Source organism: Novosphingobium sp. PY1, assembly GCF_017312445.1.
GTDB lineage: Bacteria > Pseudomonadota > Alphaproteobacteria > Sphingomonadales > Sphingomonadaceae > Novosphingobium.
In genome coordinates, this window is the sequence record NZ_BLTI01000010.1 from 20,956 (window position 1) to 47,096 (window position 26,141).

The following is a 26,141-nucleotide window of genomic DNA, read 5'->3' on the forward strand; positions in this document are numbered from 1 at the left end:
CGCGGATCTCCGCGACGGGGCCGAAACCCCGCGATTGCGTCCTATCGAGCAACCTTGCCTCTCCCATTGTCAGAAGCTGTAACGGAAGGTCGCGCCGTATTCGCGCGGCGCCCCGAGCGAGGCCAACGTACCGATGCCGGCCAGGCTCAGCTTCTGGTTGAAATACTTCTCGTCGAACAGGTTGCGGCCGTAAATGCCGATCTTCCAGCCGGCATCGTCAGGCCCCCAGTTCAGGCTGGCATTGACCAGCTCTACCGGCCCGACACGTTCCACCGGAAGGTTCGTATAGCTGGTGAACTTGGAGCTGGTGTAGCTGTACAGTCCGTTCGCGGTCAGTGTACCATTTCCAAGCGCCATCTGCCAGTTGGCGCCGAACGAGGCGTTCCACTTCGGCGAGTTCATGAGGCTGTTTCCGGCATAGGAAGCCGGAACCAGGCCGCCCGTTGCCGGGTCCAGGATCTGGGTGTCGTATTCCTTGTACTTGGCATCGAGGTAGGCCAGCGCGCCGGTCAGGGTCAGCCCATTCACCGGCGCGGCGGTGATCTCCAGTTCGAAGCCCTTCGTTTCAGCCTTGCCCGCATTGGCGATCGATGCCGAGTTCGCGCCCGAGGGATAGGTAATGTTCTGCACCACCTGCATGTTCTTGTAGAAATTGTAGAATGCGGCGAGGTTCACGCGCAGGTGGCGGTCGAGCAGGTCTGCCTTGAACCCGGCTTCGATAGTGTCGAGCTTTTCGGGATCGAACGGACCGATGTCCTCGGCCAAGACGATGCGCCCGGTAAAGCCGCCCGACTTGAAGCCGCGCGCATAGTAGCTGTACAACATGACGTCAGGCGTGACCTTGTAGTCGAGCCCGACCTTCCAGCCGACGTTGTTCCATGCCTTTTTGCCACTCGCGACGATCAGCGAGCCCGGGATCAGAGGATCGTCGAAAGTCGCGACCCCGTCCGGATTGATGGTGTTGGCCGTCGTGGAAACCGCGTCGGTCTTTTCATGGCTATAGCGAATGCCGGCCTGCAGGCGCAGGTCGGGCGTTATGTCCTGGTAAAGCTGCGCGAAGCCTGAGATCGACCAGTTGGTCTGCTCCTGCGTCTGCGGCTGGCCGAGACCCGGCAGGAAGCCGTCGAGCTTGCCCTGCTGGTCCAGCGTGTAGTGCTGGCGGAAGTAGTAGCCGCCGACGATCAGGCGGGTGCTGTCGGTGATGTCGACCAGGTCGCGCAGTTCCTGGCTGAACTGGTGATGCTTGATCCGGCGGTGCGTCTGCAGAAGCACCAGCGTGGTCGCATCGTCGTCCGAATAGAGGTCGTTGTCATAGTCGCGATAGCTGGTGATCGAGGTCCAGTCGCCGATGCCGGTCGACAGGTTCTGCGTCAGCGTTATCGAATAGGAATCGCGATCGTTCGCGTCGGGTTGGTCGTAGCTGAGACCGCGCTTGAAATCGAAGGCCTTTTCGGTCTCGCCGGGAACGTAGAACAGTTCGCCCGGGCCGGCGAGCAGGATGCCCGTCTGCGAACCGTTGCGGCTGCGCACATATTCGCCGATCACGGTCGCATCGTAGTTGCCCTGGGCATACTTGAGGTAACCGCGCAGCGAGGTGATGTTGCGCTCGCCGATGCGGCGATTGTCCGCGTAGTTGCGGAAGTAGCCGTCCATCGAATTGTGCAGGACGCTGATCTTCCCCGAAAGGCTGTCGGCGATCGGGAAGTTCAGCGCGGCATTGAGCTCGACATGGTTGTAGTTGCCGTAAACCGCTTCGAATTCGCCGCCCAGTTCGCCGGTCGGCTGCTTGGTCACGACGTTGATGACGCCGCCTGTCGTATTGGCGCCGAACAGGGTGCCCTGCGGTCCGCGCAGCACCTCGACCCGGTCGATGTCAAACAGCGAAAGCAGCGCTGCGGTGTTGACGCCGACGACGACGCCGTCGACGACCACCGAAACCGTCGTGCCGACATAGGGGTCGGCATCGTTGACACCGACGCCGCGAATGGTGAAAACGGCCGAATCCGGCGAGTTGGAGAACGTGTTGATCTGCACGTTCGGAATGGAGTTGGACAAGTCAGCGACATTGTTGACCTGCGCTGCGGCAAGACTTTCGCCAGTGACAGCGGTCACCGAAATCGGAACATCCTGCTGGCTCTGCGCCTGCTTCTGGGCGGTAACGACGATCTCTTTGAGTCCGCCGGTGGATTCCTCACTCTGCTGCGCATAGGCCGGCGCCTGCACGATGGCGGCGCAACAGGTCCCCAGCAACAGATACGATAGTGCCCTCTTCATGCCTCTCACTCCCCTCTTGTCGTTCCGTCCACATTTTTGATGCGTGGATTGGGAAAATCAGGGTGACCGAAAATAACCGGCTGCCCTGCCGGTTTTTATGCTATACCTTGCCGCGTCAGCCCACCTGCCACTTTGACTAGGTATTGCGCGCCAAGGAACCTCGGGCAATTTCTGGCGCATAACTCCGGGGGTATGAATGACGATCGAAGCACTGCAGGACCGTATGTTGAGCGCCCTGCGACCGGATCACGTGTCCGAGCCACCCGCGAAGTGGCAACAGCGCAAGAGCGCCAGGATGCGCGAGAAGCTGGTATCGACCGCCGTCGATTGCCTTCTCGAACAAGGCTATACCGGCCTCACCACCGCGGCCGTCGCCACACGCAGCGGCGTTTCGCGCGGGGCCATGCACCATCATTTCCCGACGCGCCTGGAGCTCGTCAGTGCGGTCGTCGAGCATGTCGTCTTCGAACGGATGCGCGCATACCTGTCGGACTATTTCGACATCCTCGCCAACCGGCAGGGCGAAGCGATCATCGAACTTGCCTGCGAGGCGCACTGGAGCTCGGCGCAGAGTCGGGAATATGCAGCCTATCTCGAACTGACGGTCGCCGCGCGCACCGACACCGAGCTGGCGGAGCTCTTCAATCCTGCTTCGCGCCGCCTCGACGAAGTCTGGACTGGCGAAATGATCGAGGCCTTTCCGCAATGGAAGGATCACTGGGACATGCTCAAGCTCTCGCATGACTTCATCAGCGCGATCCATATGGGCATGGTCCTGCACAAACCGATCTACGGCGGCACCGATCGCATGGAAGTGCTGCACCGTTTCGCGTCGCACACCATCCAGGAACTCTACGACCGGCGCTGAAATCCCGGGGGGGAAGCCCGGCTTTCAATCCACCCGCTTGAAAACCGGCACGTCGACCTGCTTTCTCTCACATATGACAGGTGTCGCAGGCCTTCCTCCTCCACCAGACTTGAAGCGATAACGAATCAATTTGGGAGAGAGGTCCCATGAACAAGCCGGCCGACTTCGAAGCCCCGCTCGACGGGCGCGATCCATCCAACCTGCGCGGCGATCCCATCACCGGCGATCGCTACTTTTCGCGCGAATTCATGCAGCGCGAATGGGACATGCTCTGGACCCGCATATGGCACATCGCCGGACGCACTGCAGACATTCCCGAGGCAGGCGATTTCGTCGTGCATGACTTCATGAAGGAATCGGTGATCGCCGTGCGGCAGGAAGACGGCTCGGTCCGCGCCTTCTTCAACTCCTGCGCCCATCGCGGCATGCGCATGGTCAAGGGCATGTCGTCGGTCGATGCGATCTCCTGCCCCTATCATGGCTGGCGTTACGGCATCGACGGCAAGCTGATCCATGCCCAGGATAGCGACATCGACTTCCCGCAGGGCAACCCATGCGGAAAGCTCGGCCTCCAGGAACTGCGCTGCGAAATCTGGGGCGGTTTCGTGTGGTACACGATGGCCAAGGAAGGTCCCTCGCTCCAGGAATACCTCGCGCCGATGCCGGCGGTGTACAAGAACTACCCGATGGACACCGCGGTGCGCGTCGCCTGGTACCGCATCGCGCTCAACGCGAACTGGAAGTTCGTGACCGACAATTTCTCCGAGAGCTACCACACCCGCACCGCGCATCCGCAAGTACCGCCATGGATCGACCAGGACGTCGACACCGCAAGGCATGAAATGTGGGCCAATGGCCATGGCCGCACGGTCCAGCCAATGCGCCCCTCCCTTTCCGACCGGCTGCCGCCGGACCAGCCGCATCCCTACAAGATGATCCTGCAGGCCTGGGGGATCGATCCCGAAGGCTACGCCTCCTACGAGGACATGGCGATGCAGGGCTGGCTCGACCTCAAGGCGGCCAAGCAACGCGACTGGAAGGAGCGCGGCTACGTCCACTACGAGAACATGAACGACGAGGAGATCACCGACAGTCCGCACACGGTGATCTTCCCCAATGTGACGATCAGCTTCCTGCCCGACAACCTCGTCTTTTTCCGAAGCGAACCGCATCCGGAAGACCCGGAGAAGTGCTACTTCGACCTGTGGTGCATGGCTTTCCCGGTCGAAGGGCAGGAAATGGTGGAATCGGTCATGGCCGGCCCCAAGCCGCTGCGCGAGGTTGCCGAGTGCGAGCATCGCGATTTCGACGACGGCAAGGGCATCCCCGAACTGGCGGGCCAGATCGTCTATCAGGACATGGAACTCGCCGAAGGCATGCAGGCCGGCATGCATTCTCGCGGCTATACCGACGCGTACCTGACAGCCCAGGAAACGCGCGTGCGCTTCTTTCACGAAGTGCTCAATGACTGGCTCGAAGGAAGGAAACCCTGATGGCAAATGTGGCAATTACCGGAGCGGGTCGAGGCATCGCCCTCGAACTCGTCAAGAAGCATCTTTCGCAAGGCGATCGTGTCTTCGCACTGGTGCGCAATCCGGGAGGCGCGAGCGAACTGAACGCACTTGCGGAAAGTTCCTCCGGCAAAGTGACCGTTCATGAAATGGACGTTGGCAATGACGCTTCGGTGGCAGCCGGCGCCGCCTCTACCGGGGACGCCCCCATCGATATCCTCTACAACGTCGCCGGCGTGATTGGCGAGACTGCCGCCCAGCTCGACAGCTTCGACTGGAAGGACTTCGACAATACCGTTGAAATCATGCTGAAGGGGCCGATGCGCGTCATGCTCGCCTTCCTGCCGCGCATGAGCGAAGGCTCGAAGGTCATGAACTTCTCGAGCCAGCTCGCTGCCTCTACCTGGCCTTATGGCGGCTACTATCCCTATGTCGCGACCAAGGCCGGGCTGAACCGGATGATGCGTTCGGTGGCCATCGACCTAAAGGACCGCGGCATCGTCATCGGCCTGATCCACCCCGGCTACGTCCAGACTGACATGGGCGGCCCCAATGCCGATATCAGCCCGGAAGAAAGCGCGCGCCAGATCGTCGCTCTCGCCGAAGGCTGGACGCTCGACAAGTCGGGTGACTTCTACAAGTGGAACGGCGAGGAACACGCCTGGTAAGGGAGATCGAAGCAATGGCCTTTACCGGCAATTTCGAAGACCGCGTGCTCATCCGCGAAACGATCGAGACATATGCCCACGGCGTGATGACCAAGAATGCAGAGACCTGGGCCGCGACCTGGGCCGAAGATGCCTTCTGGGCCTTGCCCGAGTATCCGGACCTAGGCGGTTTCACCGGCAAGGAAGCCATCGTTTCTGGCTGGGTCGAGTCCATGAAGCACTATGGCCTCGACAACTGCACCAAGCCGATGATCTACGTCGCCCATCCCGGCGAGATCAATGTTGACGGCAATCGCGCCACGTCGATCTCCTACACCTCGGAAATCTTCGAGGACCCCGCGACGAAGAAGACGCTTCGCGTTCGGGGCCGCTATGTCGACGAACTGGCAAAGATCGACGGAAAGTGGCTGTTCACCCGCCGCGAATACACGACGATGCACACCGCCGAGGACTGATCGGCATCGCCCATCCGGGCTTTCAGCCGACGGGAGGCAGGTCCGAAACCGCTTCCGTTACGCTGAAGGTCCGGATGCGCGAACGATCGAAGAGCTTTTTCTCATCCTCGACGATCATCGCGATCGTTTCCGGATCGCCCATCGCGGCAAAACACGCATCGCGCGTGGCCTCGTCGGGGAAATCGATCTCCATGACCACATCCGCATCGCAGGTCTGGTCCACCCCGTCCGTGGGCGTAAGGAAGCGGCGGACATACCGGGTGGCATAGCCCGACAGCACCTTCTCGCCGATATGGCGATGGCTGGTCTCGTAATAGTCGCGAAAATCCTCGCGGCTCATGCCCTCGCGGCGCTTGAGCAGGGTGATGACGGTCACGGTCATGCCAGCGTCTCCAGGAAACTGCGGGTCGCATCGGCCACGGCTTTCGCCCGCAGCGCCGGGTGGGAGAACGCCTCGCGCAAGGCAGCAGAGCGCAGTTCGATCGACAGCGGGATCTGCGGCGGCAGCGCCTCCAGCATCGCCGCAAGCGGCAGCACGCCCTCCCCGCACTGTTCACGCAAGTCGATGGCGTCGATGATCACGGCATCGAAATCGTCTGGCGCGGGCCGCTCGGCGCGGGCGTCGCAGAGCTGCGCATAGGGCAGCAAGGCCCGGTCGAGCGCAGCGATCTCGGCCACCGTGGTTCCCGAGCGATCGACGTGGATCGGGTCAATGAGCAAGGCCCGCAAGGGATGTGCAACCCGGTCGAGGACGCCCAGCGCCTGCGACAGATTCTTCACCTCGGTAAATATCCCGAATTCCAGCGCAACGCGCATTCCCGTGCCCTCGGCATGGCGGCACAGCGCTGCCAGCTGCTCTACCGTCACCCCCGCGTCGTGATGGGAAGAAACGCAAAGGACGTTCTTCGCACCCAGTTCCATACCAACATCCAGCACGCGCTTGTGAACGTCTAGCGAAGTCTCGGGCTTGATCCACACGACTTCGACATCGAGCACCGGTAGCCCCGTAGCCGCCAGCGCGGCCCGGGTTTCACGCGTGGTGCTCTCGGTCCATTCGCCCGGTTCGACCCAGATACCGACCTCGTCGAATCCGCCCGCGGCGGCGGCCTCGACGATGTCGACCGGACCGAACTCGGGAAGGACACCCGAGGCAAGTGAAATACGGTGCATGAAATCCTCTCCCCGGTGGCCTTGCGCCCGACTGTTTACATCTGCGGTTCGGGAAGCGTCTCGTCGTCCTCGAGATACCAGTTCAGCCATTCGTGGAAGAACTGGTTGCCGCGTTCGTTGCGACCGAACGTGATGTCGTCATGCGCCCCGCTCTCGAGTCCCTTCTGGATCTCGAGACCGATCACGTAGTCTTCCTCGTACGTCACATCGCGGAAGAAGTTCATCGCCGCCTCGACTTTCTCACGGTCGGCTTCGTCCTTCACCGGCTCGCGGCGCAGGTAATTGAGGACGGTGCGGTTGCGATCCGGCGTCGGCCCGGGGAACAGCTGGGCAATCTGGGTGATTTCCGGTGCGACGAAGATCGAGACGTTGGGGAAGAAGATGCGCACGAAGTCGTAGCCGTTGTTCTCGCACTCGCCCCACTTCTCGCGCGGGACGTCCTTGAGCTGATCGGCGATCGAATGCTGCGGGAAGCCGATGCGCATGTTCGGGCCGAAGCCTTCGTAATGCATCGTGTTCGACGGGGTGCGCGGGAAAATCGTTTCCGGGTGCAAAGACTGGAAGTGATAGCCTTCAAGGTATCCGTCGAATGCGATCTTCCAGTTCGCACCCTCGATCGTGCGATTGCCCAGGTAGGTCCAGTTGGCGAAGTCGAGCGCTTCGAAATCTTCGAGGTAGCCGCGGAAATACCTGTCGAGGTCCATCGGCGCATTGGGCGTCAGGCACACGAAAATCATCCCGGCGCGCTCTTCGCAGGGCAGGACGCGCAGGCCCATCTGCGACTTGTCGACCTCGCCGAAGGTGCTCGCTTCGGAAATGCCGAGCAGGCGGCCGTCGGCGCCGTAAGTCCAGGCGTGGTACTTGCAGGTGAAGCGCGAGCAGTTGCCCTTGCCCTGATCGGCGACCGGCGCCCCGCGGTGCGAACAGACATTGAGGAAGGCGCGCACCTGCCCCTGCTTGTCGCGATTGATCAGGACCGGCACACCCATGGCGTCCATGGCCTTGTAATCGCCGGGATTGGGCAGTTCGGCCGTGAATGCCAGCAGTAACGGTACGCGCTTGAAGATCAGCTCGATTTCCGCATCGAACTGATCCTTGTCTGTGTAGCTGTTCGATGGGACCTTCAGTGTCTTGTCGGTCATGAAGGTCTTCTTGTTCTCGACGTAATCGAGCATGATTTCGGCGACGTCGCCAAGGCGCTGGACGCGGTCCAAAGCTGTTCTCCCAATTTGATTCAACGCGATCCTGTGCGAGACGCCGATCCCGAACAAGCTGCTAGAGTTGCTAGGCCATGGGAAATAGCGGCCCGATCGCTTGTACAGCCCGGATCGCCGCTGCAGCAATCTTCTCTTGCTTCGTTCCCTTGCCTTTTGGACAGTTGGCCGCAAGGCGCAGCAAGGGCAGTCAGGTTTCATGGTTGAGAGGAAGAGCCCTCCCTGGGCATGGCTAGAGATCCCCCCACCCCACCTTGCCGCTTACGCCGGCACGGGGGCCTGGGACGAACGTACCATCGCGCAGCAGGCGACGGCGCTGGCCGAAGCAGAACCCGATTTCGTCGCACTGCTCGACGGCGACGTCTCGATGACGCGGGCAGAAGCAGTCGCCGAAGCCGAGGCGCTCTCGGCCGCCATGCACGCGCGGGGCCTGAGGCCCGGAGACGTGATCGCCTTCCAGGTGCCGAACTGGCGCGAAGCCATGGTCATCAACCTCGCTGCCGCGATGTCCGGCCTCGTCATCAATCCCATCGTGCCGATCTACCGCGATCACGAAGTGTCGATCATGCTGGGGGATTGCGGGGCGCGCGCGTTCTTCGTCGCTTCCTCGTTCCGCAAGTACGACTTTGCCGAAATGGCGCGCCGCATCAAGGGCAGCCTGCCCGAGCTGCAGCACATCTTTACCGTGCGCGGAGAAGGAACGGACGACTACGCCTCGCTGGTCGAGGAAGGCCGCGCCTTGCGCTTTGCCCGGCCGCAAGTCGATCCGCTCGGCGTCAAGATGGTGCTCTATACCTCGGGCACCACCGGCCGTCCCAAGGGCGTGCTGCACAGCCATGTATCGATCGCCCGGATCTTGCGGGAAAGCGCCGCATACTGGGGCCTCGTCGAAGGCGAAGCGACGCTTATGCCTTCGCCCGTCACCCATGTCTCGGGCTACGCCAACGGTCTCGAGGCGCCGTTCATCTGCGGCACGCGAACCGTGCTGATGGAAGCCTGGAACGCGCAGGAAGCGCTTGCGCTGATCGACCGCCACCAATTGGTCGGAACGGTCGCGGCAACACCCTTCCTCGTCGAATTGGCTGCCGCGGCACGGGCCAGCGGCGACCGCCTGCCCAGCTTCCGCTTCTTCGCGTGCGGCGGCGCTGCCGTACCGAACGACCTGATCCCGGCCGCCAATGCCGCCTTCGCCAATTGCCGCGCCTTCCGCGTCTTCGGCGCTTCCGAAGTGCCGCTCGTCACCTTCGGCTGGCCCAACGTGGAAAGCCTTGCGGCAACCACCGACGGCGCCATCGTCGATTACGAAGTGCGGATCGTCGATCATGAGGACAAGGACCTGCCGGACGGCAGCGAAGGCGAAATCCTTGCCCGCGGCCCCGCCATGATGCTGGGCTATGCCGACGAAACCCAGACCCGCGAAGCGATCACCACCGACGGCTATTTCCGCACCGGCGACCTCGGGGTGCGTTCCGATGAAGGGGCGATCACCATTACCGGGCGCAAGAAGGACCTGATCATCCGCGGCGGCGAGAACATCTCCGCCAAGGAGATCGAGGACGTGCTGCACGGCCATGCCCTTGTCCGCGAGGCCGCCGTGGTGGCGATGCCGCACGACCGGCTCGGCGAAGGCGTGTGCGCCTACATCATCGCCGAGGGCAGCGTTCCGACGTCCGACGATCTTGTGGCGCATGTGCTCGCCAGCGGGCTGGCCAAGCAGAAAATTCCCGAACGCTTCGAATTCCGCGAGGACTTCCCCCGCACCGCCTCGGGCAAAGTGCGCAAGGACATCCTGCGTGCCGACGTGAAGGAACGCATCGCGGCCCCTTCGGAAAGTTGAGCCGGGGGCCGACGCGCCCGAGCGTCTGGATCGCTCCGCCAGGGACCTTGGCGTTGAACGCAACCCTTCCGTCGTCCCGGCGCAGGCTGGAACCGCGCGTGTTGCCCACAACCACACGAAAAAGGCTGGCCCCGGATCAAGTCCGGGGCAACGGCAAGAGTCTCAGTATCAGCCCCAGTTCGCCCCCGCCGCGTGGCGTCCGGCGCGGCGGCCGAAGTAGCTGCCCGGACCGAGGCTCAGGCCGCTGGCATAGGCCTTGCCCGTGCGCGGAATGTGCGCCGCACTCGCGCCCACGACGTATAGCCCGGGGATGACGTTGGAGCGCAAGTCCAGCGCCCTTCCCTGCTCGTCGGTCTTGATCCCGCCCAGCGTGATGAACAGGTACGTCGACTTGTCGAAGCTGATATCGAACGCGGCATAGGGCCCGACATCGAGCGGCTTTAGCCAGTCGGCGTGCTTGTGGAAGCGAGGGTCTTCGCCCTTGGCAGCGCCTCCGTTGTATTCGCTCATGGTCCTGACCAGCGATCCGGTCGGCAGGTTCAGTCCCGCCTCCATCTCCTCGATCGTTTCCCAACCGTCGACCAGCTGATGCTTCGCGAAGGGGTTTTCAGGGTAAGCGAAGACCTCGCTGTCGAGGATCAGGTAGGCAGTCTGCCCCGGCTGCTCCATCACGAAGTTGCCGAGCCGGCCGTGATAAACGTCCTCGGCCACGAAGCGCTCGCCGTTGCGGTTGACGATGATGCCCTTGATCAGCTGGCCCGGCGGGTAGATCGAGCCGGTCGGGATCAGTCCGTCCATCGAAACCGCATAGCCGCCTGCCGACATGCCCAGCCTGACGCCCGCACCGTCATTGCTGGGGATAGCCAGCGGCTCGGAGGTCTCGGTCAGGAGCGGCAGGTGCTCGTCCAGCAGTTCCTTGCACAGGTTGTGGCTGCCGCAGGCGATGACCACTCCTCGCCGCGCCTTGACGAAGAACGTGCCGGTCGACTGCTTGACCTGCACGCCCATGACGCGCCTGTCCGCGTCCTGCACCAGCGCAATCACGGCGCTGTCGTAGATCGCCGGGATGGCCTCGTCGATGCAGCGCTGGAGCAGCGGCTTCATGCCTTCGGAGCCGGCATTCTCGCCCTGTCCTGCCACCTTGTGACCGCGAGGTGCGGGCTTGGCGACCTCTCGGTAGGGCCACGCCTTTTCATTGCCGGTCCACATCAGGCAGGTGGTGTCGAGCAGATAGACTGCCTTGCCCGGGAAATAGGTTCGCTCGAAGGGAACGCCCTGCTCCTCCAGCCAGTCGAAGTGATCCTTGCTGTCGCGGCAGAACGCCAGTGTCGCATTGGGATCGAGCGGATCGCAGCTTGCCATGAGGAAACGCGCCATGTCCTCGGCGCTGTCCTCGTAGCCGGCGGCATCCTGCACCGCCGTCCCACCGCCGAGATAGAAGATGCCCGAGGACATCGCACTGGCGCCCCCGCCACCCGAAGCGCGTTCGACGATCAGCACTTCGGCCCCGGCGCGATGCGCTTCCAGAGCCGCGCAAGTTCCCGCAACGCCCTGCCCGACGATGACGACGTCGACCTCGTGCTCCCAGGCGTCGACCGCATCGGGAGCGACCGTCGCGGGAATCTGCACTTCGCTCACTTGGCCGCCTGAGCCGCGGCCACCACCGCAGCCTCGATCTCGCTGTTCATCGGATTGCGCCGCAAGGTCAGGCCGCCGTTCACCTGCAGATTTTCGCCGGTCATGAAGCACTCGTCACTGGCGAGCCAAACGGCCGCGGCGGCAATATCGTCCGAAGTGCCGATCCGACCAAGCGGATATCCGGCTAGGAAGGCGTCGAACACGCCGGGGACTTCCTTGGCATGTGCGGTCATCGGCGTGTCGGTAAGTCCCGGCGAGATCGAATTGGCGCGCACGCCCTCGCTGCCGAATTCGTGGGCCACGCAGCGGATCACATGGTCCGTGCCCGCCTTGGTTCCCATGTAGGCGGCATGGTCGTTGAGCATGATCGTGGCAGTCGCCGAGCTGATCTGGATGATCGAGCCGCCCCCGCCGCCATTGCTGCGCATCATCTTGCGCAGCATCGCCTGACAGAAATGGAAAGGACCGATGTACTGAAGGTCAGTCATCGCCACCAGGTCCTCGTGCGTCGTGTCGAGGAACGGCTTGAGCAGGCCCCAGCCGGTCGCGTTGACGGCAATGTCGATACCGCCAAGCTTCGCCTGCGCGGCATCGGCCAGGGCATTGACGCTGGCCTCGTCGGTCAGGTCGCAAGGCACCCATTCGCAGCCGGTCTCTTCGGCAAACTGCTTGAGCACGTCTTCCTTGCGCCCGGAAACGAGCACGCTCGCACCTTCCTTCATGAAGCGGCGGGCAATGTGCTGACCCATGTTGTCGGGGCTGCTGGCGCCCAGGATGACCGCTCTCTTGCCTTGCAGTCGTGCCATGGCTCTCTCCTTGATCGTCTTGTCCAGCAGAGAGCTAGCACGCGCGCCGGACCTGCATTCCTGATCAAAAGTGTAGTGGCCCCCATGATCCCCAGCGGCGAAAGGAAGCATTCGCGAAGAAGCCGGGCACGCATGTCCGGCATTGGCAGAGGAGCTGATCACATGGATCTCGGACTGAAGGGCAAGAAGGCCATCCTGCTGGGCGCCAATGGCGGCATCGGCCGCGTCGTCGCCAGAACACTGGCTGCCGAAGGATGCGACGTCGCCATCTGCGGTCGTTCGCAGGGCAAGGTCGACAACGTGATCGGCGAGATCCAGTCGCATGGCGTCAATGCGTACGGCGAAGCGCTTGACGTGACCGATCCGGCCGCCGTGCCTGCTTTTGTCGAGAAGGCAGCCGACACCCTGGGCGGCTGCGACATCTTCATCAGCTTCACCTCGGCCAACCCCGGGCAGGACACCGACGAAGGCTGGCAGACCATCCTGAATGCCGACATCCTGCCGATGCGCCGCGGCATCGCTGCTGCACGTCCGTTCCTCGCCAAGTCCGAAGACGGCTCGATCGTGTGCATCAGCTCGACCGGCGCGGTCGAGGAATTCATGGGCGTGCAGCCCTATAACTCGATCAAGGCCGCTGTGATGAACTACTGCGCCGCCATGTCCCAGTCCTTCGCGGCAGAAGGCATCCGGGCAAACTGCATCACACCCGGCCCGGTCTGGACCGAAGACGGCCCCTGGGCGCACATCAAGGACGCCATGCCCGACTTCTACAACCAGATCGTCGGCGCCATTCCCGCTGGCCGCATGACGACCGGGGAAGAGCTCGCCAATGCAATCGTCTTCACCGCATCGCCTGCCTGCAAGGCGATGACCGGCGCCAACATCGTGATCGACGGCGGCTTCACCAAGCGCGTCCAGTTCTGATCGATAATCCTCCCTAACCGGATACTTTCGGCGGGCTCCCTTTCGGAGCCCGTTTTTTTGGTCCTGAAAAATCCGGCAGTCTTGCCGGTAAATCGATGAAATCGCCCGTTTTGAGCGACTCCCTAGCAAAAAGAACAGGCCTGTCCAGCGCCCGTTCTTGACCTGAATCAAGCGCGGCGGTGCCCGATTATGGGATCTGTCTCTCCAAGACATGCGGAGAGGCACCAATGGCAGATTTCGATTCTCGCGAAGGCTTCAACAAGGCGCGTTGCCCAGGCCCCGGCTGGGAGGACATCCTGGCCGCAGACGATGTGGCCCCGCCCGCCTTCGTCGCGCAGGACCAATACCGATACCTCGGCTCCGAAGCCATCGACGCATCGCGCTACTACGACCCGGAATTCTTCCGTGCGGAGACGGAAAGGATGTGGCCGCGCGTGTGGCAATTCGCCGCGCGCGAGGAAGACCTGCCCGAGCCGGGCGACTATGTGACCTACGAGAACGCCGGTCGTTCCTACCTGATCGTGCGTCAGGAAGACGGCAGCGTCAAAGCGTTCCACAACGTCTGCCTCCACCGGGGCCGCAAGCTCAAGACCGACAGCGGCAGCGTCGAACAGTTCGTCTGCCCGTTCCACGGCTTTTCATGGAACACCGACGGCAGTCTGCGCAACATTCCCTGCCGCTGGGACTTCGGCCATCTGACCGACGAGAAGATGCAACTGCCCGAGGCCCACATTGGCCAGTGGGGCGGCTACATCTTCGTGCGCGAAAGCGATGAAGGGCCCAGCCTCGAGGAGTTCCTCGAGCCGCTGCCCGAGTTCTTCAAGCGCTGGCGCCACGAGGAATGCGTGACGGTCGCCTGGGTGGGCAAGGTCGTGAAGGCGAACTGGAAGATCACCATGGAAGCCTTCATGGAAAGCTATCACGCCTACGTCACGCACCCCCAGCTCATGCCTTTCACAGGCGACGCCAACGCCGCCTACCATGTGCTCTCGCCTCACGTGAACGTGAACTACACGCCCTTCGGCGTGGTGAGCCCGCATGTGTCCGACATGAAGCTTTCCGAACAGTGGATCGTCGACGAGTTTCGCAAGTTCAACGGACGCTCGGCCGACAACTACGAGGAGAACAAGGACGGCCACGCGATCGACCTGCCCGAAGGCAGGACCGCCCGTCAGGCGCTGGGCGACGCGATGCGCCAGACTTCCGAGAAGATGTTCGGCGGCGACTACTCGCAGGTTTCCGAAAGCGAGCTGCTCGACGCCCTGGTCTACAACGTCTTCCCCAACTTCGCGCCCTGGGGCGGGTTCATGCCGAACATCGTCTACCGCTGGCGGCCCTGGCCCGATCAGGACCGCTGCCTGATGGAAGTGCGCGTGATCGCCCGCGTGCCCCAGGGCCAGCCGCGCCCGGCCGGGGTGCCGATGCACATGCTGGGTGAGGACGAAGACTGGTCGGATGCGCCTGAACTGGGCGTTCTGGGCGCGGTCGTCGATCAGGACATGACCAACATGGAGCTGACTCACGAGGGCCTCAAAGCCTCGAAGAACCAGCGCGTCGAACTGGGCGACTACCAGGAAGTGCGCATCCGCCACTTCCACCAGACGCTCGACTCCTATCTCAACGACTGAGGGAGCCCCCACGATGACCGACCTCATGGCCAAGTACGGCGATGCCGCAGAGCGCATGCTGCACTTCGTCGAAACCCGCACGACCGACCAGGCAAGCGATGTCTTCCACGTGCCCGTAGCCAACTACCTCGACGAGGATCGCTGGGAGCGCGAGAAGGAGCGGATCTTCAAGCGCCTGCCGCTGATGCTGGCGCTTTCTATCGAGCTGCCGCAAGTTAACGACTACAAGGCCATGGACGTCATGGGCCTGCCGGTCGTGATCACCCGCGCCCGGGACGGCAAGGCCCGCGCTTTCCTCAACGTATGCAAGCACCGCGCGGCCAACCTCGCGCCGGAAGGCAAGGGCAACTGCCGGGCCTTTTCCTGCCCCTATCACGGCTGGACTTATGCCAACGACGGCAAGCTCATCGGAATTGCCGAAGCCTCGACCTTCGGCGAGGTCGACCGCTCCACCCTCAACATGACGCAACTGCCCTGCGACGAGGTGGCCGGCATGATCTTCGTGATCCTGACGCCGGATCTGGAGATCGATGCGCGCGCATGGCTGGGCGACATGTACGAACACTTCGCCGCCCTCAAGCTGGAGACCTGGTACTATCACAAGTCCAAGGTCATGCGCGGCGCAAACTGGAAAGTCGCCTACGACGGCTATCTCGAGGGATACCACTTCCAGGCCGCGCATACGAATACCGTCGCCACCCGTTCACCCTCGAACCGCGCAATATACGCGGGGCACGGGCCGCACATCCTTATCGGCTTCCCGCAAAACACGATCACCGGCCTGCATGACCTGCCTCGCGACCAATGGGGCGCCCAGGAGAACAGGGGCTACGACTTCATTCGCATGCTCTTCCCCAATTTCGCACTCTTCCTCGCGCCCGAGATGTGCCAGTTCGCCCAGCTCTTCCCCGGCGCAAAGGCGAACGAAAACGTCACGGTGATGAACTACGTCTTCCCGATCCGGCCCGAAACCGAAGAAGGCATCAAGGCGCTGGACGAGATGTGCGACTTCTTCTTCGACGTGGTGGAAGAGGAGGACTACTTCCTCGGCCTGAAGGTCCAGAACGGGCTGGAGAGCGGCGCGATGACACATCAGGTCTTCGGTCGCAACGAACCGGGCAACCAGTTCTTCCACAAGTGGGTGGACTACTACCTCGACGAGACCGGTCAGACCCCCGCGCCGGTCATGAAAGCGTGAGGTAGGCTGGAGGGGCGGCCCGGAGGAGAGCCGCCCTTCCTTCGATCACGCGATCTTGAGGACCAGCTTGCCGGTGTTCGCACCGCTGAACAGCCGCATGAAGGCATCGAAGGCATTCTCCAGGCCTTCCTGGACGTCCTCGTCGATGCGCATTCTGCCCTCGGCCAACCACCGCGCCATCATCGCCCCGCCTTCGGCAAAGCGATCCGCATAGTCGGCGATCAGGAAACCGTGCACTACCGCCCGGCGGGCAAGCACCTGCCACAGGTTGCGCATCCCGATCCTCTCCTCAGAATTGTATTCGCTGATCAGGCCGCACAGGACGATGCGCGCATGAAGCGCGAGGTTGAACAGTTCGGCCTCCATGACCGTGCCGCCGACATTCTCGAACACGACGTTCGCGCCATCCGGCGCCGCCTTGGCGATTTCCGCCGCAAGCGTCTCGACGTCCTTGCCCTTGTAGTCGATCGCGGCATCGAACCCGTAGTCCTCGATCAGGCGGCGGCACTTGTCCGGACCACCGGCAATGCCGACGACCCTGCAGCCCACGATCTTGCCGATCTGGCCGACTGCCGAACCGACCGCACCGGCCGCACCCGAAACGAGGATCGTCTCGCCCGGCTGCGGCTTGCCCGCTTCGAGCAGACCGAAGTAGGCGGTCAGCCCCACAGCGCCCAGCGCCGAGAGAAAGTTCGAAGGCGATGCCACGGCATCGACGTCAACGGGCATGGTAAAGCCCCCGGGCATCGCGACAGAGTAGTCCTCGATCGCATTGAGACCCATGACCCATTGCCCCGGCGTGAAGTCGGGATTGTCGGACGCATGAACGACGCCCACGGTCGTCGCCCGAACCGGATCGCCAAGCGGGATCGGGGGCATGTAGCTGGGCGCATCGTCCATCCAGCCGCGCTGGGCCGGATCGAGCGAAATATAGTGGTTGCGTACCACGATCCCCCCCGGCGGCGGCGATGGAATTTCCGCGCTGACCAGCTCGAAATCCTCGGGAATGGGTGTTCCTTGCGGCCTGCGTACAAGCAGGAAGCGCCGATTGACTGCCATGGCATCGATCTCCTTCAATTGGCCAATGGGTCGGCCTTCGCACCCCTGCGCGCACCTGTGCAAATTGGCAGGTCGGCAAGCGCTTGATTATCCGACATAGTAAAGGGGAATTTACGGCCAAGAAGAGATTGGTCCAAGGGAGGAAGTACTGATGGCATCCGCAACAATTCGCGGAGCGTGGTTTGCTGCGCTTTCGACAACTGCCCTTACCTGTATTGCGACCCCCGCTTTTGCGCAGGAGAGCATCGACCAGGGCGTGGAGACGACGAACCCCAATGAAATCATCGTTTCTGCCCGTCGCCGCTCCGAAACGCTGCAGGATACCCCGATCGCGATTACCGCGGTCAACACGGCGATGCTCGAAAACAAGGCGGCTGTAAATATCGGCGATCTGCAGGGCGCGGCCCCGGGCCTGCTCATAACCCAGCAGAATTCGGGCGCGCAGGCAGCCAACATCTCGATCCGCGGCCTGACTTACGCCGACATCGAGAAGTCGCAGACCCCGACCGTCGGCGTCGTCGTAGACGGCGTGACGATCGGCACCAACACCGGCCAGTTGCAGGATGCCTTCGACATCGCCCAGATCGAAGTCCTGCGCGGCCCGCAGGGCACCCTGTTCGGCGCGAACACCATCGGCGGTGTCATCAACATCACCCGCACCAAGCCGACCATGGAACCCGGCGTGAAGGCCGAATTCACCTATGGTCGCTGGAATACCTGGGCAGCCAAGGCGATCGCCAACTACGGCGACGGCGAGACCTGGGGCGTCAAGGCGTGGTACTTCCACAACGAGACCGACGGCTTTTACCATAACGCCACCCGCGACACGAGCGACGGCTGGAGCAAGGGCGACAGCTACGGCGCCAGCGTGCTGTTCCAGCCCACCGGCTCGGGCTTCGATGGGCAGTTCACCATCGAAAACGTCGTCCAGAAATTCAACCCGGTCGTCAGCAACCTGACCAACAGCTCGGAACTGTTCTGCGGCCTCATTCCCGCCGAGGAATGCAACCGCAACAACACGACCGACCTGTACACCACCTTCGGCGAAGCCGCGGTGAGCACCTATCACGCTCCCGACGCGACGCTGCAGATGAACTACGACGCCGGTGCCGTGAAGCTGACCTCGATCACCGGCTGGCGCCACAGCCGCGAGGCGCAGACCCAGGACTTCGACGGTTCCTCGGTTGACCTCTATTATGCAGACCGCCGCCAGCACTACACCCAGTGGAGCCAGGAACTGCGCGCTGCAGGCAACCTGTTCGACGGCTTCGACTACGTCGTGGGCGGATACTACTTCCACTCGAAATACGACCTGACCCAGTACACCCGCTTCTTCGGCTTCGATTCCTCGGTGCCGGCGGACGAGTTCGACAGCAACCCGCAGTTCGTCAACGGCAAGACGACTAGCTACGCGTTCTTCGGCGACTTCAACTGGGCCTTCGCCGACAAGTGGCGCCTGTCCTTCGGTGGTCGCTGGTCGCACGATAACAAGAAGCTGACCAACGCCTTCGAACAGTCGGGCCTGATCGGATCGGGCGATGCCAACTTCACCAAGTTCACGCCCAAGATCGGCATCGACTATCGCCCCAACTCGGACACCATGCTCTACGCAAGCTGGTCGCGCGGCTACCGTTCAGGCGGCTTCAGCCCCCGCGCCGCCACTGCGGAAACGGCCAGCACGCCGTTCCAGCCGGAAACCGTCGATGCATATGAGGTTGGCGCCAAGCTCTCGCTGTTCGACCGCATGCTGGACATTAACCTCGCCGGCTACGTGTCCGACTACAAGAACATGCAGCAGAACCTGACCGTCCCCGGCGGCCCGACGGGCAACCAGACGATTACCGGCAACGTTCCTGGCGGCGCGATCATCAAGGGCATCGAGCTTGACGGTTCATTGCGCGTCACTCCGGAATTCCGGATCACCGCCTCGGGCGCCTACATGAAGTCGCACTTCCGCAACTTCATCACCGACGGCGTCCTTGGCACCGACATCGTACCCTTCGACTACTCGGCCAACCGCCTGATCTACGCGCCGAAGTTCACGATGTCGCTCAACGCCGACTACGAAGTGCCGACCAGCTTCGGCAAGATCGTCGCCACGGCCGGCTGGCGCCACATCAGCCCCTACGACGAACAGATCTCGGCTGCCTCGCTGACCCCGGTCACCGACGGTTCGGGCAACGTCACCCAGGTCATCGTCAACGGCAACGATCCACGCGTGCGCACCACGACGCAGGATCTCGTCGACAGCAGCCTGACCTTCAACTTCGATCTCGGCGATACGGAAGCCTATTTCCGCGTCTTCGGCCGCAACCTGACCAATGAGAAGACCACGACGCACGCCTTTACCGTCGCCGGCCTGTTCTCGTTCGGCATGGCTCTCGAACCGCGTACCTACGGCGCGACGATCGGCATCAGATATTGAGTCCGCGACTCGCCCTTACAGGCGCAAGCTCCTAGGGTAAGTACATAGGGGGGACGCGGGGAAGCCATGGGGTTTCTCCGCGTCCTACCACGATAGAGGAGAGTAGTACGATGGGCCGCCTTGAAGGAAAGATCACGCTGGTAACCGGAGCGGGCTCCGACCGCGGGCTCGGCGGGGCAACCGCCAAACGCTTCGCCGAGGAAGGGGCCTTCGTCTATCTTACCGACCTTGACATCGCAGGAGCCGAAGCCGTCGCCGCAGCCATCCGCGAAAGCGGTGGTCAGGCCGAGGCGCTCGCGCAGGATGTCACCAGCGAAGCGGACTGGGACCGCGTTTTCACGACGATCGAGAACGGCCACGGCCGCCTCGACGTACTCGTAAACAACGCCGGCATCGCCGTGCTCAAGCCGATCGCCGAACTGACGGCCGCGGACTGGGAAAAACAGAACCGGGTCAATCTCGACAGCGTCTTTTACGGCACCCAGCGCGCCGTGGCGCTGATGCGCAAGATCGGCCACGGCGGCTCGATCATCAACCTGTCGTCGATTGCCGGCCTGGTCGGCGTGCAGATGTGCGGCGCCTATGCTGCGGCCAAGGGCGGCGTGCGCTTGTTCTCTAAGGTCATCGCGCAGGAATGCGCGGCCCAGAACATCCGCTGCAATTCGGTGCACCCGGGCATGATCGAAACCGCCATGCAGGACGTTGCGCGCAAGGACAATCCGGAAGGCTTCAAGCAGATCGTCGCGGGCATTCCGATGCAGCGCATGGGCGAGCCGCTCGACATTGCCAACATGAACCTGTTCCTCGCTTCGGACGAGAGCCGCTATATCACCGGTTGCGAATTCGTGGTCGACGGCGGCGTTACCGCAATGTGACCGCACGGGTGCCCGGGGCCGGCCATTCGGCCCTGCCCCAGGCATCCAGTCTCCGTCAGAGCCTGACGATGGCCTTGCCGATGTTCTTTCCAGTCAACATCCGCTCATAGGCGACAAGGACGTTTTCCAGACCTTGCGTCTCGTCGAAGCGGGTCGACAGCTTGCCCTCGTCCATCCACTGGCGCAGTTGCGGCAGAAACTCGGCTCCTCGCTCCAAGAAATCGGGGATGAAGAAACCCTCGATGCGCAGGCGCCGCATGAGGATCTGGTCGAAGCGCGCAGGCCCCGGCATCGGCGCGTCATTGTCGTAGCCGGCCACCAGACCGCAAATCGCCACGCGCCCGTAATGGGCCATGTTCGGCAGGACCGCATCGAGGATCGGCCCGCCGACATTGTCGAAGAAGGCATTGATCCCGCCATCGACCGTCGCCAGCCGCGCCTCGACATCCTCGCCTCGATAGTCGATCGCCATGTCGCATCCCAGCTCTTCCAGCAGATAGCGGCACTTGTCCGGCCCGCCGGCTATGCCGACGACCTTGGCACCCAGGTTCTTGCCGACCTGGCAGGCAAGGCTCCCGGTCGCGCCGGCAGCAGCGGAAACCGCCAGCCACTCGCCAGATTTGACTGCAGCCACTTCCTTGACGCCGACATAGGCCGTCCAGGCATTCATCCCCAGAGCGCCGAAATGCTGACGTGGATCGGCAATCGTGTCGTCGACGATCTCCAGCCCGGCCAGCGCAGGCGTAAGCGTGGCATAGTCGGACCATTGTCCGAAGCCGCGCACCAGAGAGCCTGCGGGAAAGGCGGGGTCGCGCGTTTCGCTTACGCGGCCAAGGCAAAGTCCGACCATTTTCGAGCCCAGCGGCAGCGGCGGCTGATAGCCGTCCGTGCGCGGGCTCATCCACATGCGGGTGCCCGCGTCCATCGAGAGGTAATCGACGGCGATCCGCACTTCACCATCACCAATCGGAGAAAGCTCTTCTTCACAAAGTGTAAGATACTGGGAAAAATCAGTATTCCCTTGGGGATGGCGATCAAGACGCCAGTAATGGAAAGTTGTCATTCAGGTCTCCTCATGCCCCGCACGGTGACCGTTGCAAGAAAGGCACGGAACCTCACCAAATTAATAGGCCTATCCGTTTGCATAGGACCGCCCATCCGTTTCTAGGAGATACATACCCCTCAAACGATTTAAGAATAATGGGAGGTACCTGATATGCAATTCCCCAAGTCCATTCTGCTTGCGTCAACGGCATTTGCCGCCGTGTCCATTGCCGGGCCCGCCCTGGCCCAGGATACGACCGGCAGCGAAGAGGCGACCAGGAACACCGGCCTGAGCGAAATCGTCGTGACCGCCCGTAAGCGCGTTGAAAGTGCGCAGGACATTCCTGTCGTCGTCACTGCGATCTCGGCCCAGACGCTCGAGCAGCGCGACATCACCAGCATCGAAAAGATCGCAGCCGCTACGCCGAGCCTGACCGTCGGCCACGCCTCGAACGGCTCGGCCGCGCAAGTCACGCTGCGCGGAATTGGCTCGTCTTCGACCTCGATCGGCATCGAACAATCGGTCGCCACGGTCGTCGACGGCGTTTATTACGGCCAGGGCCGCATTCTGGAGGAAGGCTTCTTCGACCTTGCCGGCGTCGAAGTGCTCAAGGGCCCGCAGGTCCTGTTCTTCGGCAAGAACGCCACTGCCGGCGTTATCTCGATCAAGACGGCCGATCCCACCCCCGAATGGGAATTCAAGGCCCGCGCCAGCTACGAATTCAAGGCTCAGGAAGCCGAGCTCGAAGGCGTCGCTTCCGGCCCGCTGGCCGACGATCTGGGTATTCGCGTCGCCGTGCGCGGCAGCAAGGCCTGGGGCGGATATTACAAGAACGTCTCGCGCGACTATGACCTTGCGCTGCTGCCGTTCACCTCGACCCCGACCAGTTCGGACCAGCCGGGCAACCGCCAGTTCCTGGGCCGCGTTACGCTGAAGTACGAACCGACCAGCGAAATCACCAATACGCTCAAGGTCTCGTACAACTACAACAAGGCGAACAACTCGAGCTACAACTACGTCGCCTATAACTGCCCGACCGGCTTCACCGCGCTGTCGGGCGATGCCTGCGGCCTGAACTTCCAGACCCATCAGAACGACATGCCGGCAGAGGAAGCGACCAACTTCCCCTATGCGGGCGACGGCAGCCTCTACAACAAGTACCGTTCCGCAGCGATCACCAACACGTTCAACTACGAGCTTGGCACGGTCACGCTGACAAACGTCACCAATTACAACTGGAACAACAACCGCTGGCTGTGCGCCTGCGAATTCCAGGCCAATCCGTTCTCCGTGTGGGCCACCGAAAACTCGAGCTGGAAGGCCTTCTCGAACGAAGCGCGCGCACTTACGCACTTCGACGGTCCGCTCAACGTGATGGTCGGCCTGCTTTACCAGAAGACCAAGCGCGACTTCGAACAGTTCGTCAGCTTCAGCCTCTCGGACATTCCGGCCGCGGGCAGGTTCCAGTACATCGACGCCTACAAGACCAGCTACACCAAGGGTGAGACGATCTCGGGCTTCGGCCAGGTAACCTGGAAGCTGACCGACAATCTCGAACTCGACGGCGGCGTGCGCTACACCCACGAGACCAAGAAGAGCGCCTTCACCCAGCCTTACGTCAGCCCCGCCTTCACTGGCGCTTGGGTACAGGGCCGCACGACGCTGGGCGACCAGACCTTCACCAACTGGTCCCCGGAAGTCTCGCTGACCTACAAGCCGATTCAGGACGTCATGTTCTATGCGTCGTACAAGACCGGCTACAAGTCGGGCGGCTTCTCGAACGGCGGCATCGACTCCGCCTTCGGCAATCCGGCGGTCGACCTGCTGTTCGATCCGGAGACGGCAAAGGGCTTCGAAGCAGGTGTGAAGTCCACCATCTTCGACAACCAGCTGCGCCTGAACCTGGGTGCCTACAGCTACAAGTACAAGAACCTGCAGATCGACTTCTTCAACTCGTCGATCATCGCGTTCCAGACCCTGACCGCCGACGCGCGAACCAAGGGCGTAGAGCTCGATTTCGAATTTGCGCCTTACGCGGTTCCGGGCCTGAACGTGCACGGCAGCCTCAACTACAACGACGCCAAGTACGACAGCTTCCCCGACGCCCCCTGCTATGCGGGCCAGACGCCGGACGAAGGCTGTAACCTCACCGCTGACGGTGCAGGCGGCTATCGCGTCCTCACGGCGGCCGAGATCACGGGCGGCACGCCCGGCGTCCGCCAGAACCTGAATGGCATGGTGCTGGGCATGGCCCCGCACTGGACCGGTTCGCTGGGCGTCAACTACGACACCCCGGTGGGCGGCGGCTTGAAGGCAGGCGTTGGCGGCAACATGCGCTACAGCTCCTCCTACCTGGTCCAGGGCTTCGGCGTCCCCCATTCGCGCAACAGCTCCTATGCCACGCTCGATGCCGGCCTTCGCTTGGGCGCAGAGGATGACAGCTGGCAACTGGCGGTCATCGGCAAGAACCTGACCAACAAGCAGTACATCAACGGCGGCGTCGACGGTCCGAACACCGGTTCGGGCACTGGCACGCCCGGCGGCGTGCATGCCGACCAGCTCGGCTTCGGTGCCGAACCGCGCACGGTCACCGTCCAGGTCACCACGCGCTTCTGATCGCAGCGCCTGGGGCAAACCGGTTGCGGCCGGTCCTGCCGGCCGGAACAGTCAAGGAAGGCGGGGGCCATTGGCTCCCGCCTTTTTCGTTTCGTCACGGTCGCTTGCATGCGGAACAAGAAGAATTGTCCGCAATGCACGAAACCCGGCGGGGTCTGGCTGGTTGTCGAAGGGAAACACGGAGATTTCCCGCATGCCCAGCATCAAGTCCGCCAAGGTCGCCGACGTCATCGTCGAAACTCTCGAACAGGCCGGCGTCAGAAGATGGTATGGCGTGCCCGGCGACAGCCTGAACCACGTGACCGACGCGATCCGGCGCAGCGACATGCGCTGGATTCATGTCCGCCACGAGGAAGCCGGTGGCTTTGCCGCAGGCGCCGACGCCCTGCTGACGGGCGAACTGGCTGCCTGCGCGGGATCGTGCGGGCCCGGTAGCCTGCACTTCATCAATGGCCTGTTCGAAAGTCACCGCAACCGTGCGCCGGTCGTGCTCATCGCCAGCCAGATCGTACGCGACGAACTGGGCTTCGAGTTCCCGCAGGAGGTGGACTTCACGCAGATCTATGCCTCGTGCAGCGTCTTCTGCGATGAGATCCGCACGCCCGCGCAGGCCCGCCGCAAGACGGCCATGGCGGCTCAGGCCGCGCTCGCGAAGAAGGGCGTCGCCGTCCTTATCGTACCAGCCGACGTATCGCAGGCCGATGCTCCCGACGAGCCTCCCTTTCTGGTCCATCGATCCCAACCGCGGACCCTGCCCTCGCAGGCCGAGTTGCAGACCTTCGCCGATGCCCTCAACGACGGCGGACGCATCGCGATCTACGGAGGCTCCGGCTGCGAGGCGGCACATGCACAGGTCCTGGCCCTTGCTGCGAAACTCAAGGCCCCGGTGGCCCACACTTCGCGTGCCAAGGACTTCCTGGAACACGACAATCCCAACCTCGTGGGCATGACCGGCATATTCGGGTCCGAGGCCGGCTATCACGCGCTTATGGACTGCGACACGCTGCTGCTGCTCGGCTGCGATTTCGCCTGGCGCCAGTACTACCCGGACAAGGCTACGATCCTGCAGATCGATATCGACGGCACCCACCTCGGCAGGCGCCACCCGGTCGACCATGCCGCCGTAGGCGATGTGCGCGATACGCTGGAAGCACTGCTCCCGCTGGTCGACGAATGCACGGACCGCGAGTTTCTCGACGAATGCCTCAAGCATCGGGCGCGCGCGGTCAGGGAGCAGGAACGGCATGTGAAGGCCGACGACAATCACGCCATTCATCCCCAGTACCTGACCGAGACGATTGCCCGCCACGCCGACGCCGATGCGATCTGGACTGCCGACGGCGGATCACCAATGGTCTGGTGCCTGCGTCACGTCCCCTCCACAGGCCGCAACCGCACCGTCGTCTCGCTGACCCACGGCACGATGGCCAATGCCATGCCGCAGGCGCTGGGCGCGAAGGCGGCGTTTCCCGACCGGCAGGTCATCTCGTTGTCGGGAGACGGCGGATTGTCGATGCTGCTGGGAGACCTGCTAACGGCGATTCAGGAGGACCTGCCGATCAAGGTCTGCGTCTTCGACAATTCCTCGCTGGGGTTCGTAGAGCTGGAGCAGAAGGTCGAAGGCCTGCTCGATGCCTATACGAACCTCAAGAACCCGGACTTCGCCCGCCTTGCCGAGGTGATCGGCTTCTGGGGGCGCCGCGTCGAGAGGGCCAGCGACCTCGATACCGCGGTCGCGCAATGGCTCGCCCATCCGGGCCCTGCCCTGCTCGATGTCGTCACCGACCGCTACGAACTGGTCATGCCGCCCAAGGTCGAGGCAAATCAGGTCTTCGGCACGGCGCTCTATTCGGCCAAGGCGGTCCTGTCCGGGCGCACCGGCGATGTCGTCGATCTGGTCAAGGGCGCCCTATCCTGACTTGCGCAACGC

20 protein-coding genes are annotated in these 26,141 nt (G+C 62.8%); 12 read left to right on the forward strand and 8 right to left on the reverse strand.

Annotation, left to right across the window (positions count from 1 at the left end; all coding sequences use genetic code 11):
• Nucleotides 1–69 precede the first annotated feature (69 nt).
• Nucleotides 70–2,274: a TonB-dependent receptor gene (locus J3474_RS17270; RefSeq protein WP_207094996.1), complete on the reverse strand. Its 2,205-nt coding sequence runs from the start codon at nt 2,272–2,274 to the stop codon at nt 70–72.
• A gap of 196 nt (nt 2,275–2,470) precedes the next feature.
• Here J3474_RS17270 and J3474_RS17275 point away from each other — a divergent pair, with 196 nt between their 5' ends.
• From J3474_RS17275 to J3474_RS17290, 4 genes are all read left to right on the forward strand, one after another.
• Nucleotides 2,471–3,142 carry a TetR/AcrR family transcriptional regulator gene (locus tag J3474_RS17275; protein ID WP_207094997.1) on the forward strand — a complete coding sequence of 224 codons (672 nt, stop codon included), beginning with the start codon at nt 2,471–2,473 and terminating at the stop codon, nt 3,140–3,142.
• A 146-nt stretch (nt 3,143–3,288) separates the two neighbouring features.
• A complete protein-coding gene (locus tag J3474_RS17280) occupies nt 3,289–4,635 on the forward strand; it encodes an SRPBCC family protein (RefSeq protein ID WP_013832631.1) in 1,347 nt (448 codons plus the stop codon).
• Nucleotides 4,635–5,321 (forward strand): SDR family oxidoreductase, encoded by a 687-nt coding sequence (locus tag J3474_RS17285; protein ID WP_013832630.1) that lies wholly within the window; start codon nt 4,635–4,637, stop codon nt 5,319–5,321. The genes J3474_RS17280 and J3474_RS17285 overlap by 1 nt, the downstream gene beginning before the upstream one ends.
• Nucleotides 5,322–5,335: 14 nt before the next feature.
• Nucleotides 5,336–5,776: a nuclear transport factor 2 family protein gene (locus J3474_RS17290; protein ID WP_207094998.1), complete on the forward strand. Its 441-nt coding sequence runs from the start codon at nt 5,336–5,338 to the stop codon at nt 5,774–5,776.
• A gap of 22 nt (nt 5,777–5,798) precedes the next feature.
• Here J3474_RS17290 and J3474_RS17295 read toward each other — a convergent pair whose 3' ends face one another.
• The 3 genes from J3474_RS17295 to J3474_RS17305 are packed head-to-tail and all read right to left on the reverse strand — an operon-like array spanning nt 5,799 to nt 8,160.
• A complete protein-coding gene (locus J3474_RS17295; protein ID WP_013832628.1) occupies nt 5,799–6,158 on the reverse strand; it encodes an EthD domain-containing protein in 360 nt (119 codons plus the stop codon).
• A complete protein-coding gene (locus tag J3474_RS17300; protein WP_207094999.1) occupies nt 6,155–6,946 on the reverse strand; it encodes a sugar phosphate isomerase/epimerase in 792 nt (263 codons plus the stop codon). The genes J3474_RS17295 and J3474_RS17300 overlap by 4 nt, the downstream gene beginning before the upstream one ends.
• Nucleotides 6,947–6,981: 35 nt before the next feature.
• Nucleotides 6,982–8,160: an aromatic ring-hydroxylating dioxygenase subunit alpha gene (locus tag J3474_RS17305; protein ID WP_041558833.1), complete on the reverse strand. Its 1,179-nt coding sequence runs from the start codon at nt 8,158–8,160 to the stop codon at nt 6,982–6,984.
• Between the two features lie 199 nt (nt 8,161–8,359).
• On the opposite strand from J3474_RS17305, the gene J3474_RS17310 reads away from it, so the two are divergent.
• Nucleotides 8,360–9,997 (forward strand): AMP-binding protein, encoded by a 1,638-nt coding sequence (locus J3474_RS17310; protein WP_207095000.1) that lies wholly within the window; start codon nt 8,360–8,362, stop codon nt 9,995–9,997.
• Between the two features lie 168 nt (nt 9,998–10,165).
• On the opposite strand, the gene J3474_RS17315 is transcribed toward J3474_RS17310, so the two are convergent.
• Entirely contained in the window at nt 10,166–11,635 is a 1,470-nt protein-coding gene (locus tag J3474_RS17315) for an FAD-dependent oxidoreductase (RefSeq protein WP_207095001.1), read from the reverse strand.
• The gene (locus J3474_RS17320; protein WP_079731879.1) at nt 11,632–12,441 is read right to left on the reverse strand and encodes an SDR family NAD(P)-dependent oxidoreductase; all 810 of its coding nucleotides are present in this window, start codon (nt 12,439–12,441) and stop codon (nt 11,632–11,634) included. The genes J3474_RS17315 and J3474_RS17320 overlap by 4 nt, the downstream gene beginning before the upstream one ends.
• 162 nt (nt 12,442–12,603) lie before the next feature.
• On the opposite strand from J3474_RS17320, the gene J3474_RS17325 reads away from it, so the two are divergent.
• The 3 genes from J3474_RS17325 (at nt 12,604) to J3474_RS17335 (ending at nt 16,191) form a co-directional block, all read left to right on the forward strand.
• Complete coding sequence (locus tag J3474_RS17325; protein ID WP_054948259.1) at nt 12,604–13,365, forward strand: SDR family NAD(P)-dependent oxidoreductase; 762 nt, start codon at nt 12,604–12,606, stop codon at nt 13,363–13,365.
• 227 nt (nt 13,366–13,592) lie between these two features.
• The gene (locus J3474_RS17330; protein ID WP_207095002.1) at nt 13,593–14,993 is read left to right on the forward strand and encodes an SRPBCC family protein; all 1,401 of its coding nucleotides are present in this window, start codon (nt 13,593–13,595) and stop codon (nt 14,991–14,993) included.
• Nucleotides 14,994–15,006: 13 nt separating this feature from the next.
• Entirely contained in the window at nt 15,007–16,191 is a 1,185-nt protein-coding gene (locus J3474_RS17335) for an SRPBCC family protein (protein ID WP_207095003.1), read from the forward strand.
• Between the two features lie 45 nt (nt 16,192–16,236).
• Here J3474_RS17335 and J3474_RS17340 read toward each other — a convergent pair whose 3' ends face one another.
• Nucleotides 16,237–17,250, reverse strand: coding sequence for an NADP-dependent oxidoreductase (locus tag J3474_RS17340; protein WP_207095004.1), 1,014 nt, complete (start codon nt 17,248–17,250; stop codon nt 16,237–16,239).
• A 151-nt stretch (nt 17,251–17,401) separates the two neighbouring features.
• Here J3474_RS17340 and J3474_RS17345 point away from each other — a divergent pair, with 151 nt between their 5' ends.
• Complete coding sequence (locus J3474_RS17345; protein WP_207095005.1) at nt 17,402–19,675, forward strand: TonB-dependent receptor; 2,274 nt, start codon at nt 17,402–17,404, stop codon at nt 19,673–19,675.
• Between the two features lie 110 nt (nt 19,676–19,785).
• Complete coding sequence (locus tag J3474_RS17350; protein ID WP_207095006.1) at nt 19,786–20,550, forward strand: SDR family NAD(P)-dependent oxidoreductase; 765 nt, start codon at nt 19,786–19,788, stop codon at nt 20,548–20,550.
• A gap of 55 nt (nt 20,551–20,605) precedes the next feature.
• On the opposite strand, the gene J3474_RS17355 is transcribed toward J3474_RS17350, so the two are convergent.
• Nucleotides 20,606–21,613: an NADP-dependent oxidoreductase gene (locus tag J3474_RS17355; protein WP_013832616.1), complete on the reverse strand. Its 1,008-nt coding sequence runs from the start codon at nt 21,611–21,613 to the stop codon at nt 20,606–20,608.
• 153 nt (nt 21,614–21,766) lie between these two features.
• Here J3474_RS17355 and J3474_RS17360 point away from each other — a divergent pair, with 153 nt between their 5' ends.
• Both J3474_RS17360 and J3474_RS17365 read left to right on the forward strand, forming a co-directional pair.
• Nucleotides 21,767–24,211 (forward strand): TonB-dependent receptor, encoded by a 2,445-nt coding sequence (locus J3474_RS17360; protein WP_207095007.1) that lies wholly within the window; start codon nt 21,767–21,769, stop codon nt 24,209–24,211.
• Nucleotides 24,212–24,404: 193 nt separating this feature from the next.
• Nucleotides 24,405–26,129, forward strand: coding sequence for a thiamine pyrophosphate-dependent enzyme (locus tag J3474_RS17365; protein WP_207095008.1), 1,725 nt, complete (start codon nt 24,405–24,407; stop codon nt 26,127–26,129).
• The last annotated feature ends 12 nt before the right edge of the window (nt 26,130–26,141 follow it).